The 17,546-nt window shown below is 45.9% G+C and carries 14 protein-coding genes; 6 read left to right on the forward strand and 8 right to left on the reverse strand.

Annotated elements, in window-relative coordinates; all coding sequences use genetic code 11:
• Window positions 1-4: 4 nt before the first annotated feature.
• On the reverse strand, window positions 5-670 hold the full coding sequence (locus AS194_RS07255) for a TetR/AcrR family transcriptional regulator (RefSeq protein WP_058024846.1): 666 nt from the start codon (window positions 668-670) through the stop codon (window positions 5-7).
• A gap of 468 nt (window positions 671-1,138) precedes the next feature.
• Here AS194_RS07255 and uraD point away from each other — a divergent pair, with 468 nt between their 5' ends.
• From uraD to AS194_RS07285, 6 genes are all read left to right on the forward strand, one after another.
• On the forward strand, window positions 1,139-1,660 hold the full coding sequence (gene uraD / locus AS194_RS07260; protein WP_058024847.1) for a 2-oxo-4-hydroxy-4-carboxy-5-ureidoimidazoline decarboxylase: 522 nt from the start codon (window positions 1,139-1,141) through the stop codon (window positions 1,658-1,660).
• A 117-nt stretch (window positions 1,661-1,777) separates the two neighbouring features.
• Window positions 1,778-2,146 (forward strand): hydroxyisourate hydrolase, encoded by a 369-nt coding sequence (gene uraH, locus AS194_RS07265; protein ID WP_058024848.1) that lies wholly within the window; start codon window positions 1,778-1,780, stop codon window positions 2,144-2,146.
• 93 nt (window positions 2,147-2,239) lie between these two features.
• Window positions 2,240-3,568 (forward strand): urate hydroxylase PuuD, encoded by a 1,329-nt coding sequence (locus AS194_RS07270; protein WP_058024849.1) that lies wholly within the window; start codon window positions 2,240-2,242, stop codon window positions 3,566-3,568.
• Between the two features lie 82 nt (window positions 3,569-3,650).
• Window positions 3,651-4,631: an allantoinase PuuE gene (gene puuE / locus AS194_RS07275; RefSeq protein WP_058024850.1), complete on the forward strand. Its 981-nt coding sequence runs from the start codon at window positions 3,651-3,653 to the stop codon at window positions 4,629-4,631.
• Window positions 4,632-4,734: 103 nt separating this feature from the next.
• Window positions 4,735-5,853 carry an allantoicase gene (gene alc / locus AS194_RS07280; RefSeq protein WP_058024851.1) on the forward strand — a complete coding sequence of 373 codons (1,119 nt, stop codon included), beginning with the start codon at window positions 4,735-4,737 and terminating at the stop codon, window positions 5,851-5,853.
• Entirely contained in the window at window positions 5,853-6,380 is a 528-nt protein-coding gene (locus AS194_RS07285; RefSeq protein ID WP_058024852.1) for an ureidoglycolate lyase, read from the forward strand. The genes alc and AS194_RS07285 overlap by 1 nt, the downstream gene beginning before the upstream one ends.
• Window positions 6,381-6,512: 132 nt before the next feature.
• Here the strand turns inward: AS194_RS07285 and guaD are convergent, their stop codons facing one another.
• The 7 genes from guaD to AS194_RS07320 all read right to left on the reverse strand — a co-directional run bounded on the left by guaD (window position 6,513) and on the right by AS194_RS07320 (window position 17,259).
• Window positions 6,513-7,910, reverse strand: a complete 1,398-nt coding sequence (gene guaD, locus AS194_RS07290; RefSeq protein WP_058024853.1) for a guanine deaminase — start codon at window positions 7,908-7,910, stop codon at window positions 6,513-6,515.
• A 138-nt stretch (window positions 7,911-8,048) separates the two neighbouring features.
• Window positions 8,049-9,113, reverse strand: coding sequence for an XdhC family protein (locus AS194_RS07295; protein WP_083499630.1), 1,065 nt, complete (start codon window positions 9,111-9,113; stop codon window positions 8,049-8,051).
• The gene (gene xdhB / locus AS194_RS07300; RefSeq protein WP_058024855.1) at window positions 9,076-11,649 is read right to left on the reverse strand and encodes a xanthine dehydrogenase molybdopterin binding subunit; all 2,574 of its coding nucleotides are present in this window, start codon (window positions 11,647-11,649) and stop codon (window positions 9,076-9,078) included. Before xdhB ends, AS194_RS07295 begins: the two co-directional genes overlap by 38 nt.
• A 97-nt stretch (window positions 11,650-11,746) precedes the next feature.
• Window positions 11,747-13,453 carry a xanthine dehydrogenase small subunit gene (locus tag AS194_RS07305; RefSeq protein ID WP_058024856.1) on the reverse strand — a complete coding sequence of 569 codons (1,707 nt, stop codon included), beginning with the start codon at window positions 13,451-13,453 and terminating at the stop codon, window positions 11,747-11,749.
• 889 nt (window positions 13,454-14,342) lie between these two features.
• A complete protein-coding gene (locus AS194_RS07310) occupies window positions 14,343-14,954 on the reverse strand; it encodes a flavodoxin family protein (RefSeq protein WP_058024857.1) in 612 nt (203 codons plus the stop codon).
• 103 nt (window positions 14,955-15,057) lie between these two features.
• Window positions 15,058-16,053 carry a polyphenol oxidase family protein gene (locus tag AS194_RS07315; RefSeq protein ID WP_227511601.1) on the reverse strand — a complete coding sequence of 332 codons (996 nt, stop codon included), beginning with the start codon at window positions 16,051-16,053 and terminating at the stop codon, window positions 15,058-15,060.
• Between the two features lie 111 nt (window positions 16,054-16,164).
• The gene (locus AS194_RS07320; RefSeq protein ID WP_413771710.1) at window positions 16,165-17,259 is read right to left on the reverse strand and encodes an RluA family pseudouridine synthase; all 1,095 of its coding nucleotides are present in this window, start codon (window positions 17,257-17,259) and stop codon (window positions 16,165-16,167) included.
• Window positions 17,260-17,546: the final 287 nt, after the last annotated feature.

Raw genomic sequence — 17,546 nt, forward strand, 5'->3', positions numbered from 1 at the left:
GTAGTCATTCAAGTCCACAGCCTCGTAAAATAAAAGGCACTAGAAAGTCTGCTGCGCGTGCTTCATCTTCTGCGTCATAAGCTGTTTTGTCCATCAGGCCGACAATTTCAATCTCAAATTCAGCGTAACGCTGGGTCGTCGCCCATATCAAAATTAGTAGTTGCAAGGGATCTGTAATCGCAATCTTGCCTTGCTTATGCCACTCTTTCATGACTTGCGCTTTATCATTTACCCAATCTTTCATCGTTGTTGACATAAATTCGTGCAAGTGAGGCGCACCGCCGATGACCTCAATGGCAAACAACTTATGACGACTCGGATTGACAAAAGCTTGATGCAGCTTGGTACGGACAAACTTTTCAATGACGGTTTTTGGATCGCTGTCCACTGTCATGGTCACCAAGCCGTCATTCCATTCTTCAATAATCGAGCGTAGCACAGCCATATATAGGTTTTTTTTGTTTTTAAAATAATAGTGAACGTTGGCTTTAGGCAGTCCTGCTCGATCAGCGATGCCTTGCATCGTAGCACCGCGATAGCTTTGGAGCACGAACTCCTCTTCAGCGGCTGCCAGTATCAACGCTTGATTGTGCGCGCGCGTAACTTGTTGACTACGATGCGAAGGCGCATCAGTAGTCAGGGTTTCTTCTTGCTGATTATCTTGAGTCATAACAATGGTATCTCACTCCAAGTGGCTGGTTCGACAAAATAGTCGCTATATTTTTGAATGTTTTTATATATCAATGCACAGATTTTCGCAGTAAGAACCACCAAATAAAAAAATTCTCATAAAACAGTTGACCAATTAGTCAGGTTTTAGCAGAATGGTGATTATAAATCACACGTATTACGACCAAAACTATACTGCCATGTCATTTTGCGGCTCAACTATTAGTATTTCCTCAAAAAATACGTTCTGTATCGTCAATTTATCATGATTAGAAAGCTAGCAACTTAAATACGCACTGTGGGTTTGCTTAAATAAAAATGCAAACGTCGAAAAACTAAAAAATGAACCATAAAAACATCGATTGCTATCGCTAAGTCTAAGCAAAAAACCACCATGTATAAACCTTTATTAAACAATAGTTATCCAGTCCACATAATGGGCTGTCATATCAACAAAAAGGATATCTCCATGAGCTTAGCCTTAGCGCAATTTAATGATTTGTCTCAAGAGGTCGCAGTCTCGCAGCTTTTGATCTGTTGCACCAGTAGCGCCTGGGCCAACAAGCTTGCCTACGCTCGCCCTTTTGCAGACGTTGATGCGCTCTTAGCGAATAGCGATGCTATCTGGCATGACGTGCAAACCAATGAGGCCAACTTGCTAGAAGCGTTCGATGGACATCCACAAATCGGTAATGTGGCTTCTTTAAAAGAGAAATATCGCAATACACAAGATAGCGCCGCACATGAGCAGTCTGGCGCTAACGATGCAGCAGACGATGTACTCGAAGCGCTCGCTAAAGGCAATCAAGATTATCTTGATAAATTTGGTTTTATTTTTATTGTCTTTGCAACCGGCAAAAGCGCGGCGCAAATGCTCGATTTGCTCTTGGCGCGCCTGCCAAATGATCGCGCAACAGAGCTGGCCAATGCCGCCGCAGAACAAAATAAAATCACACGTTTACGTCTAAGCAAACTATTAGGTAATGCTTAGATGATCAACAGCTATCAAACCACATTATTACTATCAATGTTTGTCCGACGTTCTACTTATCAAATACGCTAGCATCATTACTCTATTTACGTCTTTACTAAATACAAAGGAAGCCTTATGTCTGCCACCTTATCATCACATATCTTAGACACTCATTTGGGCACGCCTGCAGCTGATATCGCCGTCCGCCTACACCGCGTAACAGACAGCGGTGACACGATACTGCTTGCGCATGGGACGACCAATCACGATGGCCGCGTGACACCAGATGCTTGGCAGTTTGAGTCAAGCATTGATAGCACTGAGCGTCAGCTAGATACGGGGCGCTATACCGTGACATTTGATACTCAGGCATATTTTGACACCCAGCAGTTGACCGCATTCTATCCGCAGGTGGTCATCGACTTTGTGATAAAAGACGCAAGCCACTATCACGTGCCATTACTTCTGAGTGCGCATGGTTATAGTACCTACCGCGGATCATAACCGACCCTTATTATCAAAAAACTGTGAGCGAAAATCGTTATCCGCTCACAAATATTTTATCAAGACACTGTCATATTAAAGGACATTTACCGCATGGGCGCCTATCTTCTCGAATGGTTGAGTTTATTTTTTCGCTGGTTTCATGTTATCGCAGGGGTGGCATGGATTGGTGCATCGTTTTATTTTGTGTGGCTGGATCTGAGCCTACGCAAGCCGCCACAGTGGAAAGCAGACAAAGGAATCTCAGGTGATCTTTGGGCTGTGCATGGCGGCGGGTTTTATGAGATTGCCAAATACAAGCTCGAACCCGAGGAGATGCCAAAGACGCTACATTGGTTTAAGTGGGAAGCGTATACCACGTGGCTGACGGGTGCGGCGATGATGTCGATCGTCTATTATGCCAATGCAACTGCCTATCTGATCGATCCAAGCAAAGTGCCTTTTACCAGTATCGGTGCCATTGCGACAAGCTTGCTGTTTTTATTTGGTAGTTACTTTATTTACGAAGTCATTGTGCGCAGTCATTTGGGCAAAAACGCCTTTATCTTTAGTACCCTGATTTTTATCTTGTTGGTTATCGCGAGTTGGGGTTCTTATCAGCTGTTTAGTGATCGCGCCTCGTTCATCCATATCGGGGCGATTTTGGGCACGGTGATGGTCGGTAACGTATTCTTCGGTATTATGCCAGCGCAGCGCGCACTCGTTGACTGTGTGCGGCGCGGCGAAAAACCGGGCAAAGAAGTCGCTGAATTGGCACTGCAAGCCAAAAACCGCTCACTGATGAATAACTACTTTACCCTGCCACTCATCTTTACCATGATTAGCAACCACTATCCGATGATGTATGCTCATGAAAAAGGTTGGTTGGTCTTGGTGTTTGTTGGCGTGATCACTGCAACGGCACGTCATTATTTTAACCAAAAACATTTAGGGCATAAAAAACCACGCTACTTGGTTATCCCAGCCATACTGACGGTATTGTTGATTATTTGGATGCGACCTGAACCAATTGATCCAGCGCCTGCAATGCCCGCTACTGCCGCAGTAACACCTACGACAACTAATAGCACCCCAACAGCTACAAGCGCGACTACTAATACTAATACTGATAACGTTAATAATAGCAGTGTTAGCAATAATGCCGCCACTGCTGCTGAAGCCGTACCAGTGAGCGCATCAGCAGATGACGCTATGATGGATGTTGTACATACGCGCTGTAGCACTTGTCATGCGGTGCAGCCCACACAGCAAGGTTTCGCCGCACCTCCAGCCGGTATCATTTTGCAAACACCAGAAGACCTAAAAACACACAAAGCAAAAATCGTTACTGCGGTACAAACTGGCTATATGCCACTTGGTAATATCACTCAGTTAACAGATACAGAACGTCAGCAGCTTGTAGCGTACGCATCATCCTTGTAGTTTGTTATCAATAGAAAACTTTCCTTGGCGAGCAATATTCAATTAAATATTTAAGGCTCTACGAGATATAGGAACATAAACAATGAGCAAAAAAATCATCAGTGATTTTGATCAAAATACATACCCACGCGACCTAAAAGGCTACGGTGGCAAGCCACCAAAAGCCAATTGGCCGGGCGGCGCGAAAATCGCCGTACAGTTTGTATTGAATATCGAAGAAGGGGCAGAAAATAGCGTCATTCATGGCGATGGACAATCAGAGCGCTTTTTGTCGGATATCTTGGGTACGCCCGAATTTAACAACCGTCACCAGTCTATCGAGTCAGCATTTGAATACGGCAGCCGTGTTGGTGTGTGGCGGGTGTTGGATGTGTTTAAAGAGTATGGCGCTCCTATCACCACTTTTACTTGTGCTGCCGCTGCCGAAAAAACCCCGCATATTATCGAGCGCGTATTAGAAGACGGTCATGAGATTGCCAGTCACGGCCTGCGCTGGATCACTTATCAATATATTTACCGCGAGACGGAACGTGAGCACATTCGCCGTGCAACCAACATATTTGAGCGCATGCTCGGCAAACAGCCGCTCGGCTGGTACACGGGACGCGATAGCCCAAACACGCGCGAGCTGGTCGTCGAACAAGGTGGCTATCACTATGACTCTGACTCCTATGGCGATGAGCTGCCCTACTGGCTCAATGTCAAAGCCCAAGATGGCAATACAATCACACGCAAGCCGCATTTGGTCATCCCTTATAGCTTAGAGACCAATGACATGCGCTTTTCTTCTAGCCCGGGGTTTACTCACGCCGAGCCATTTTATCAATACCTCAAAGACAGCTTTGACACCCTTTATGAAGAAGGCGCAGAAACCCCCAAAATGCTGACCATCGGTTTGCATTGCCGTATTATCGGACGGGCAGGACGTATCAAGGCATTAAAGCAATTTTTGCAATACATCACCAATAAGCCTGACGTGTGGATATGCCGCCGTGATGAGATTGCCAAACACTGGTATGAGAACCATCCTGCAACACCAGACAATACAGCCAACTGGATGTAGCTTTTGCCATTGCCTCGCTCATTGAATACATCGCAGTGTGTCGAATAAATAAAATAAGCGGCACACCATCAATCAACTCTACTATCAAATAAAAGGAATCATGATGAGTCAAAACACTTCAGAAGTCGGACAAATTATCTCAGCAAACAATCTGCCTGAGAGCCTGCCAGCCTTTACTAAAAAATCTAACGTGGCTGACAGTCGCTTGGGTGCCAAAGCGTTGTTTGCGACCGATGATTTTTTTGCGGATAAAAGCCGTATCCTAAACCCTGATGCGCCTATTTTTGTGGTCGGCAAATTTGATGATAACGGTAAATGGATGGATGGATGGGAGACGCGCCGTAAGCGTCATTTAGGCTATGATTATTTAGTCATTCAGCTGGCGCGTCCAACCAAAATTGCGGGTCTCGATATTGATACCAGTCACTTTACGGGTAACTTCCCCTCTTCTGCCAGTGTCGATAGCTTATACGCGCCAGAGCTACTACAGCAAGATGAAACTGAGCTTACTAGTCTCAGTAAAAAAGACTGGGACAGTAAAAACTGGCAGCCCCTTGTCGGCATGACCCCACTACAGGGCAATCACCATGAGTTTGTTGAGATTAATGATGAGCAAACGGTCACACATATCCGTTTGAATATTTACCCAGATGGCGGCGTGGCTCGATTGCGTGTCTATGGTGATATCCAACTTGATGCCAGCCTAAACGATCAAGGTGAGATGCTCGACTTGGCAGGCGCGTTAAATGGCGGTCGTGCAATCGCCAGTAACGACGCACATTTTGGTGCCGCCAGCAATCTACTGTTACCGACCAAAGCGCCCAATATGGGGGATGGCTGGGAGACGCGTCGCCGCCGTGAGCCAGGCAATGACTGGTGCATTATTGCCTTAGGTCAAGCAGGTATCGTGGATTCTATCGAAATCGATACCGCCCACTTTAAAGGCAACTACCCTGATAAAGTATCCATTCAAGCCGTCTACTCGCCAGACACCCCAGAGCAAACCTTGGTCACTCAAAGTATGTTTTGGGATACGTTGCTTGAGCCGCAAAAAACCAATGCGGATGATGTCCATACCTTCGGTCACGACAAGCTATTAATAGACCAGCCTATCACGCACATTCGCGTCAATATCTTCCCCGATGGTGGTATCAGCCGCGTGCGCGTGTTTGGCAAAGTAGCAGATCAGGCGGGTACTACTGCTGATGCAGAGGTCAAATAATGAGTGTTATCTTAACCGCTCAGCCTCTGACCAAAGCCGACTTTGCCCCTTACGGCTCGGTTATCGAGCGCTATAGTGAGGAGGAGCAAACCGCTGACAACACTTACGAGATCAATAATGGCTATGCGGTTCGCCATCATGCGCTTGCTGCGAGTCAGCTTGAGGGTGGTACTGTCGGTATGAGCATCTTTCGAGCCAAAAAACGTGAGAACCCGATTGCGCTGTCCGTCATGGAGTATCATCCGTTTGGCACACAAGCATTTGTGTCGATGGAAGGTCAGGACTATGTCATCGTCGTTGCCAAAGCAGGCACGCCGCCGCAGTCGCCTGATGATCTGGCCGTGTTTTATGCCAAGTCGCATCAAGGCGTACAGTATGCTGCCAACGTCTGGCATCATCCTTTATTGGCGCTTGGACGCGATAGTGACTTTTTGGTGATTGATCGTATCAATGGCGAAGGCAACAACTGCCATGAGATAGACATTACGGACTGGGGTGTGTCTATTGAATTAGAAGACGTCAATTAGAAAATGTCAGTTAAAAAAAGCCGCCAAGCTATCTCATAAGCACATAACAAAAGAAACAGATCAAACCGATAAAAGCCCCGTTTATGATATATAAACGGGGCTTTTTTGTGACTCATGTTTTTCGCCAGTTTATCAGACCGCAGATTTTCGATAGCGGCTCTGACCGGCAACTATCGTCTGCTCAATCACTCTATCATCACCCAGCATCATGAGTACGAACAATTGCTCCTCAAGGGTTTTGGTCTGCGCCATACGTCGCTCTAACAGTGCTGTGGCCTTCATATCAATCACGACAAAGTCCGCTTCTTTACTGGGCATAAAGTTACCAACCTTATCATCCAATAGTAGCGACTGCGCATTGCCCAAAGTGATCTGATACAACCCTTGGTGTGCTGATAATTGATTACTTTGTAGTTGCTGGACTTTGTACGCCTCTGATAACGTCGTGAGCATCGATAAGCTCGTCCCTGCTCCAACATCAGTGGCGATACTGACACCGGTATAACCTAACGTCTTTGGTAAATTGAACAGTCCACTACCCAAAAACAGATTGGACGTTGGACAATGTGATATCTGCGTGCCAGTCTCGCGTAGACGCTCGTATTCTGGTGTCTCAAGATAGATACCATGCGCCAAGGTGGTACGGCGGCCCAGTAATCCCATATCATCATAGACGTCGAGGTAGCCTTTATGATTGGGATACAGCTCCTGCACAAAAGCCACCTCATCACGGTTTTCTGCCAGATGCGTTTGCAAATACACACTGTCATGGCTGGCATACAACTCACCTGCCAGACGTAATTGTGTAGGGCTCGACGTAATCGCAAAGCGCGGGGTAATGGCCACATGCTGACGCCCGCGCTCATGCCAATTATCAATGATATTTTGAGTGTCACGGATACTTTGCTCAGCAGGCACACATAGCGCCTCAGGCGCATTTTGGTCCATCAAGACATTACCCGTGATCATACGCGTATTGAGCCTATGGCTTTCAGCAAAAAACGCCTCGGCAGATAATGGATGACTGGTCGCAAAAACCATCGCACTGGTCGTGCCATTGGCAAGTAGTTGGTTCAAAAAAAACTGCGCGGTATCATGCGCTATTTTTGGATCATCAAAGTTGGCTTCCGTCACAAAGGTATAATTATTGAGCCAATCAAGCAGTTGCTCACCATAAGCGGCAATCATATCTATCTGCGGATAGTGCACATGGGTATCTATAAAACCCGGCATGATGAGTTTGTCGCGATAGTCGTGCACTTTAATTGCTGGCTTGCCCTCTGCATTGGCGTACTTTGGCAGTATGGTCTCACTATGACCGTACTCGACCACGCATCTTGTCACATCGTCAACCACTAATGCACCGTCAGCAATATATTCAGGATAAATGCGCCCGCCTGCAGTCACTGGTAATAACGTTGCATTCTGATCAATATCTAACGCTTGTGAAAGATCAGAAGTTGCACGCTCAGTACGATCGTTTTCAGTCAGATAATGTAGCAGTCGAGCTTGATAAATATGTAGGGTCATTTGGTAGTCTCACATGGCTTGATAATGCGAAGCATTTCAATAAATAATGCTGAACATTTTGATAAATAGTGCTGAGCGTTTAATAATTCGAAGGAAAATAACAATGCTAAAACGGGGCTATATTGAGTATAAAAAAACTCAGCGTTCAGCCTGATGATATTGCTGTAAGAGCTGCGCTACGATAGACACGGCCACCGCCATCGGCTCTTTACCACCAATTGGTAATCCGATTGGCATGACCAACTGATTGACTAGTTGCTCACTATAGCCACGCTGAATCAAACGATCTCTAAAACGTTTGGCTTTGGTGGATGAGGCAATACAGCCAATATAAGGTAATGAGATATCTGAGCGCTTACCATCAGCTAAGCAGATATCAGAAACAGTATCTAATGCTGCGCGCACCAGCTCAAAATCCACACTATGGTCATGTGTCATAACCAAAATAAAACGCTGACCACCCTGCTCGATAAATGGACGCACAAAATCGACAGGCTCCTCATCAACATATGGACGGATATGCCTTGGTAGCTGATAGAGTTGTGATTGATTCGGTGTGGGGTTTTGGTAGGCACTGTTGTCTGCTTGGCCCGTCTTACTGACGCTCGGTCCATTGTCACTAGGTTTATCAATCAAGTAACGCTCAAACATCTCTGGGCGACTGTCTACCCAATCTACCTGACATGGTAGTTCAGCAAGGATAGTCATAAGTGCTGAGGCTACATGACCTGCTCCAAATACCAGTACTGACATTGGCGGTGTCACATTAAAGCATTCGAACATAACAGTGACGCTACCGCCGCAGCATTGGGCCAATTTCGCACCCAGTGGGTAATGCTTGGTATAAACCGCGTCACGGCGTACCGCTTTAGAAGGAGCTGACGCGCTTGTCTCATTAGCTTCAGAAACTTTTGGTTTGACTTGTTTGGATACCGTGGCGGATATCTCGCCACTTAATAGCTGACGAGCAGTAGTAATCACATCGTGCTCTAGACCGCCGCCGCCCAGCGTATCTACGATACCATCCTGCGTGATAATCATCTTTGCCTGTAGCGCACGCGGAGCTGAGCCATTCACAGCCACGACCGTTGCCAACACATGAGCCATGCCGCGCTGCTGATATCGCGCTAGACCTTCATACCAGATGTCTGGTGGAACCAATGACTCACTCACTGTGCGCAGGACCCCTTGCCCCTGCGACATTTAGGTGCTCTATCGCTTCTGGCTGCTCATCAGTCTGTTTGCCGGCTACCTCTTTTGGATCGATATCTTTGGCATGGCGTACATCTTGCGGCATGACTTTGTCGTTATAGAGACCGCCCTTTTCTTCTACACCTTCAATAAGGCTATCCATCGTATCCTTGTCCGCTTTGGTCTCTAAATCCCAAGACGAACCTTCCATACGCATAACTGCTTTTAATACGGCTTCTGGGGTCGCAGGCATGGTCAATTCTGGATTTTTTTGATAATTACCAAGGCTAGCCACCGCGTTATTGAGAGCGCACCAGACACTAGCTGCCAGCATAAACGGCGGCTCACCAACGGCTTTAGAGTTATAAATCGTTTGTTCTTCGTTTTTGCGATCGTATAGTTTCACATTCCACTGCTTAGGCAAGTCATGCGCCGTTGGAATTTTATAATTGGCAGGACTGTCGGATGCAAGCTTTCCTTTATCATTCCAGATCAGCTCTTCTGCTGTGAGCCAGCCCATGCCTTGCACAAAACCCCCTTCAATCTGACCAATATCAATGGCAGGGTTGATCGATTGCCCTGCATCGTGCAGCACATCACAGCGCAGCACTTTGTACTCACCTGTCAGCGTATCAATCTCAACCTCAGCACAAGCAGCACCTAGCGCAAAGTAGAAGAACGGACGACCCCATGCTTTAGAGCGATCGTAAAATATCTTTGGTGTTTTGTAGTAGCCAGTAGACGATAGGCTAATGCGGTTTTGATACGACAGCTGAATCATTTCGGCAAAGGTTAGTGTCTTTTTATCACCGATATAGACGTGGTTTTTTTCAAAGCGTATGTCTTCTTGTGACACCTCAAAATGCTCAGCGGCAAATTCAAGTATACGTGCTTTGATACTTAGACAGGCATTTTGCGCTGCCTTACCGTTGATATCGGTACCTGATGACGCGGCAGTTGGTGAAGTATTAGGTACTTTATCCGTACGAGTCGCTGACACTTTTACTGTATCTAGATCCACATCGAACTCATTGGCGACAATCTGGGCGATTTTGATATACAGACCTTGCCCCATCTCCGTCCCACCATGATTGAGGTGGATGCTGCCATCGGTATAAATATGTACCAGCGCACCCGCCTGATTGAGCGTCTGTACCGTAAATGAGATACCGAATTTCACGGGCGTCAATGCAAGCCCTAAGCGTTTATCACTGCCTTCAACGGCGGCTTGTTTATTGGCTGCTAGGATTTGTTGACGGCGCTTGTCGTAATCGCAATCAGCGGCCAGTTTGGTCATGATGTTTGCTAAATCGAAATGCTCAATGGTCTGACCGTAATGAGTGCTTTGACCATCTTGATATAAGTTTGCTAGGCGCACTTGCAGCGGATCCTGCCCTAAGGTATAGGCAATATGGTCCATCATATATTCAGCGGTCATTAGCCCTTGTGGACCACCAAATCCGCGATAGGCCGTATTGGATACGGTATGCGTCTTACAGCGATGACCCGCCACACGAGCCGCTGGATAATAATAGGCATTATCACAGTGGAACATCGCTCTATCGACGATAGCATCAGACAGGTCTGGCGCATAACCGCACAGACCTGCCAGTTGCATATCAACGCCCAATATACGCCCAGACTCGTCTAAACCAACCTCATAACGATTGGCAAACTCATGACGCTTACCGGTCACGACCATATCATCTTGGCGATCTAACCGCATACTGACAGGAACGTTATGGCGCTTGGCAACGATACCGCACAGACACGCCCATGCAGCCGCTTGTGTCTCTTTACCACCAAAACCACCACCCATACGGCGCACCACGGTATTGACCGCATGGAAGGGCAAATCTGTTACTTCGGCGACGAGCTGCTGCACTTCACTTGGATGCTGTGAAGACGTATACACTTCTAGTCCGCCATCGTCACACGGCACCACATAAGACACTTGCCCTTCGAGATAAAAATGCTCTTGCCCGCGCATATGAATATGACCTTCAATACGAATCGGTGCATTCTCAAGTGCCGTCGCCGCATCATCACGCTTCATAAAATGACTCGGACGCACAAATAACTCTTGCTCTAGCGCTTTATCAATACTAAGTACCGCTGGCAATGGCTCATATTCTACTACTGCCTTGGTGGCGGCTTTTTTGGCAGCGCGATGGCTGGTCGCCACCACCACAAATAGCGTCTGACCGACATACTCTGTGATGTCGTTCACCATCAATGGCTCACCATCAAACACCGCGCCGATATCCGTCTGCGCCGGTAAATCTTTAAAACTTAAAACATCAACGACCCCATCAGCCTCTCTGACAGCACTCAAATCCATACTCAATACCCGTGCATGGGCGTGACTACTTTTGCCCACTGCCAGATGTAGCGTGCCTTGTGGTTTGGTAATATCATCCACATAGGTCGCCGTCCCCATGACATGGGTGATCGCACTGTCGTGTTTGGCTGACGTGCCAATCTTGTTTTTTGGCGGACGCACGCGGCGGATACTATAACTGTCAAATAAGGACGAATGATGGCTCATAGCAAATCTCTTCTATTAGTACGCATTTACTGATGCGCTTTTTTATTTCTGACAAATATACTCATGAAGCAGTATTGATACTCAATCACGCTGACAGTCAAGCGCTCTCAGCCTGCATCTCTGCTACCAACTGTTTACCACACTTCACCAGCAAACGCTGCACCACATGTGAACGATATTCGCGGCTGGCTCTGACATCCGTCATTGGTGTGACATCTGCAGATAACACCTGTGCTGCTTGCTCAAAACTTGCAACATCAGTAGCTTGACCAATAAGCGCTTGCTGACAGTGCACCGCAAGCAGTGGTATCGCTGCCATGCCACCGAGCCCAAGCTTTGCATTGTCGATAATTGCACCATCTGCTGACACATCAAGCCGCGCCGCAAGCAAGCACGCTGAGATATCATCTTCGTAGCGTTTGCTAATTTTATGAATAAATAAGTGCTGATTGTCATGCATCAGAGGAATATGAATGGCGACAATATAACTGCCTGCTTGCAACTTGGTCTTTTTATAATCCAAGAAAAATGCTGATAACGGTATGATCTCATCCGTATAAACCGAATCACTACTATCTAAATCTTTACCTGACTCTTCACGATTAGGCGCGCAATGACGCAGATGAATTGATGCATCTAGTGCCAAGAGAATCGGTGGTAAATCGCCAATTGGAGAAGCGTTGGCTATATTGCCGCCGATGGTGCCCATATTACGAATTTGCGGAGAAGCAATACGCTCAAACACTTGCGCAAAGCGTGGAAAATACTGCTCAAGCACAGGGAGCATTTGCTTGTAACTCATACCAGCCCCTAGCACTAGAGACTGACTTTGAGTTTGTTCGTCAGTCGATGTGTTACTAGTTGCATCTGATAGCGACCAAGACTTTAGCGCCTCAATACCTGAGAGCTGAATAATGACATCATGATCGATTAGATGCTGCGTCACACTCAGTCCTAAATCTGTACCGCCTGCCCAGATCGTCGCCTGCGGATTAGCTGCTAATATTTGATTAAGCTCGTCTAGTGACTTGGGTATATATAACCGTCGCCCAGCATCATTGAGTGCAGGGGCAATAGCTGTTGACTCTACATTGTCCGACTCGGCTTCAGCTGGCGCATTTGCAGATACTGCTGATTCCTTTGTACTACCCATCGCGTCTGTTGCGAGACTGATAGTCAAGTCTTTCACCGCTGAATGCTCTGCCTCTCTTTTCTGACCGATATCGCTCATCAGTAGGCCTGCCTCGATAATCGGACGATAGCCTGTACAGCGACATAAATTGCCCGATATTGACGCAACCACTTCATCATAGCTCAACTGCTTAGCATCACTCTGACTTGCTGCTTCTGAACTTGTCTGCATACGATTGTTTTCGTAAACGCAAGCCAGTGACATGACAAACCCAGGGGTACAAAAACCACACTGTGAACCGTGACATTCAACCAGTGCTTGCTGTGCTGGATGCAGCAAAGCACGTTCTGGATGATGCTCAGGATTTTCCGCCAAATAAGAGGCCGTCATAAGATGATGACCCTCCATCAGCGACACTAGCGTAATGCAGGAATTAATCGTATAGAATGGAGGCGTAGCATTTTTTTCGTCGCTATTTTCATCATTAAGCGTTTGCTGACTGGTACTAGGCAGGCGTTGAGCCATTACCGTACAAGCACCGCAGTCACCACTGCCGCAGCCTTCCTTCGTATCCGTTTGGCCTTCATGCAATCGTAGATACTCAAGCACTGTCGTATTGGGGTTAAGCTGGGTTAGCTCATGGTATTTTCCATTGAGATAAAAACTAATCATAGCAAGGCTCGGCTAAAATAATGAAAGTGAGTATAAGACTGAGAAGCATTAGTGGTTTGAGTACGAAAGGTAAACGCTTAATCTATATTTTGCTGCAACCGCTCAAGTAAGTTTATCGGCAAGTACGTTTTTAGTTTTTAATATACTTACTATTTGACTCTATGTCGCATTTGTAGCATGTCGATGAGTAGGATATCGCACACTCTTTTATAGCAAATAAATCGACCATAAATAGCAGTAATTATCAGGAGCTTTTGCCAAGAATTAGTACTGCTATATACCTGACTATTTGGTCAGCTTTCAACATATTATCACTATTCTTATTTATAACACAACCCATTCAAACATCTGTCGATACTGCCAAATATTTGACCCTCAAACCGCTATCTGATAACCGCTATCAATCCTAACAGCAGAGATAGTTTATAAGACTCGTCATGTTAGTCATTGATATAGCTAATACAAACGCATAGTAGACAAGTTACGTCATGACTGAATAAATAATTTCTTTAAAAACAAAGCCAAGTCTTTGTACCTTTTTAAGGTTATATAACCGACCTGTTTTTATATATAATACCTAAAAGTAAACCTTACTTTTAACTGTCATCGCTTCTAACGATAGATAGACATACAAGATATATTATTGGGTAATATATCGTCTCTGAGATACTATTATGAAGTCACTTACCTCTATTTGTCTGCTGATAGCGACGCTAATGCTGACTGGTTGTCAACATTTCCAATTTGTTGATAGCCCTATTCCTGTTAAACCTGTACCGACTAATCTGGTTGCTCCATAAAATGGTTACTCCATAACATTGACATAAAAAAAGCAGACATCAATAGTGTCTGCTTTTTTACTGGAGTAGCCTGTCACCTACTGTGTTATCTAACGCTTACTATCCGCTGGCTGATGTTTAATGATGGTTTTAGCCAAATGATCACCAAACCAAATAGCGGTATCAATATCTCCTTTCCCTGGCGTTTCTTCAGGTGGTCCGTCAAGAGATTGCGTCATCAAACCTAAGAAGCTAGATAGACGGTTGAGATCGTGCGCCTCATGACCCGTCGGCATAAGCGGCAGACCAATCCAATTCATACCATGCTGCATGGCATATAGAGAAATTTGCTGTAGCACGGCAAGTTTATCACCGCTCAGACCGCCTGAGTTGGCAAAAGCTGCGGCCCATTTGCCTTCCCAGCTTCTGTTATACCAACGCTTTGAGGTTTCATCCATAAAGGTTTTGAATTCAGCGGTGACGCTACCCATATACACCGCACTACCAAACACCAATAAATCTGCCTGATCTAAATAATCCCAGTCGATATCATGAATATCAACCGCTTTTGCCTGCGCTTCTGGTAGTTGCTGATGTGCCCCTTGTACAATCGCTTCAGCGACACGCTTAGTATGACCGTAGTTGCTATGAAAAATAACAGCAATCGATACGTTAGGCGTACTATCAGGAGATATTTTTGAGGATTCGCTAGTTGTATTCATACAGACTCTAATAATGACAATAATGGTTAAATAAAAATAATATAGTGTACGAGTGCAAGACGACTCAGCGCACTCAATAGGTTTGTTAGTTGTGAGCTGACATCTACGTAGCGGCGCGGCGCACAATCACAAGCGCCATTCTTCCCGTTGCAGGCTGCTGCATATGCGTTTGACGACGATAAGAATAGTAATGCCGATCTGCATAGCTACAGCTGATAGGTTCTTTACTATCTATCGACACGCCAGCGGCTGTTAATTGATCAGCGGCCAGTTTTGGTAAGTTTAGCTTAACTTTATGCGTGTGCACTGTAGCGCAATTCGATAGTTTATCAACTGTCTTATGTAAATGCTGAGTATCGCTATGATTTTCAAGACCACTATCTGAGCGCATCACATATAGACCATCAAAATTATCACTATCTGACGCCGTTAGTAATTGATTATCTAAGCAACCAGCCAGTAATTGGTCACGGACTTGATGACCCACTTCATAATTGGCCTGACTGATACACACCCCTATCCAAGCCTGTATAGCCCCTGAATCGGTAAAGCGCTGAGCAGTCTCTCGAATCACGCCGCACGCCAATCCTTGCCAACCTGCATGAATGGCGGCGATTTTACCGCTAGCGGGTTGGTATAAGACAATCGGCACACAATCTGCCGTCATGATCGCCAGTCCACGACCACTTTGCTTGCTGATTATGGCGTCAGCCGCCATTGGTGCCATGCTCAAAGGCGTCGTATCAATATCATGGATCTGTTTACCATGAATCTGACTGACCCAATGTAAGCTGTGAATAGCCGTATGTTGCTCAGTTTGTGATGACTCACTTGCCATCTGTGTATTAATCGCAGTCAACAGACTCATACGATTATCTAATACCTTTGCCGCGTCATCGTTGACATGCAGGCCTAGATTTAGCGCGCCATAATTTGCTTGATGGTTTGCTTGACTGTCAAGCCCTCTTTGCTGGCTTGCGGTAACAGGTTCGTCAATATTATTCGGCTCAAAAGCAGCCGTTTGGAAAACAGCCACGTCATCCATTTGCGCGAGCATGGTCATTGGAAAATTATTTGTTATCGGAAGCTTGTTTGTCACGACTGCCCCATCCTTTTATCTACTGACTGTCTAAAAATTGGCATCACTAAATCACTACAAACTTGGCAATTGTCGTAAACACCTTTAGACAGCCGCTTTTCTCAATAGCGTTTACTCGTCATCATAACCGTCGCTTAATACGGCTATTAGCTTTTGCATGTCTTCTGGCAGTGGCGTCATCACTTCCATATCCTCACCAGTCGTTGGATGCACAAACCCAAGAGTATAAGCATGCAATGCTTGGCGCGGGAAGTTGCTGATGGCTTGGCGCTGTGCTTCTGTCAAACCTGCTCGCAGTTGACGACGACCACCATAGACACGGTCCCCGACTAGCGGATGGGTCACATGGCTCAGATGCACGCGAATCTGGTGCGTACGACCTGTTTCCAGTCCGACATCTAACAGACAGTAGTTGTCATTCAGTGGCGTGACATTTAATAGATGGGTTACCGCTTCACGGCCGGCAGTCATAACCGTCATCTTGGTACGCTGAGTACGATGTCGCCCTATCGGCGCATCAATACGGCGATGACGCAGCAAGCTTGCTTGATCGCCTGCTACCACACACTGATAATGACGATAAACAGATTTGTCTTTTAGCTGCTCCATCAGCGCCATTTGAGCCGGTTTGGTTTTACCGATGAGCAGTAGTCCAGAGGTATCTTTGTCAATACGGTGTACCAATCCTGCACGCGGCAAATGATGCTGCTGTGGATAATGATATAGCAAAGCATTGACCAATGTGCCTGTCTGGTTACCCGCACCTGGATGCACCACCATACCGACAGGTTTGTTGATCACCAATACATCATCATCTTCATAGACCACATCGATATCGATATTTTCTGGTTGATCTTCACTATGCTGCTGCAACGTTGTTGATAGATGTAGGACATCACCTGCTTTGACACGAACCTTTGGTTTTTGCACACTGCCGTTATAAAGTAAGCTACCATCCGTGATCCAACCTTGTAATTGCACGCGCGAAAAGTCTGCAAACACCTGTGAAGCGACTTTATCGATACGTAGGCCAGACTCATCTTCTGTGACGATATGCGTCATATCGACCACTACTGGCACTGCTTGGCCAGCTACTGGCGCTTCATCGTCGCCTTCATCCATGTCGCCATCGTCAAGTGCTTCATCAATATCGCTATCTTCTTCGAGCAAGTCGTCATTATCAAGAGCATCAGTGTGCTCGTCCATTATTTCCTGCTCATCCATCATTTCTTGATTGTCAAGCTCGTCATTATTTAAAACGTTATTTGGCATTGGTGACTCTTGTGCTGATGAATCAGTCTCTAGCGATTGATTCGGTGATAAATGGGTAGTCATGGCATCATTATTCATAGCGGATTGATACCTAGCAAAGTTGCTAACTATGTAAAGTTACTAACTATATTTTGTTAGGTGACTTCATTCAAAGATAAAATAATAAAAAATTGTCGTTTTTCGACTTCTAGCAAATAATAAAAGCTATGCAGGTCAAAAAA

The sequence above is a fragment of the Psychrobacter piscatorii genome, from assembly GCF_001444505.1.
GTDB classification, from domain to species: Bacteria; Pseudomonadota; Gammaproteobacteria; order Pseudomonadales; family Moraxellaceae; genus Psychrobacter; species Psychrobacter piscatorii_B.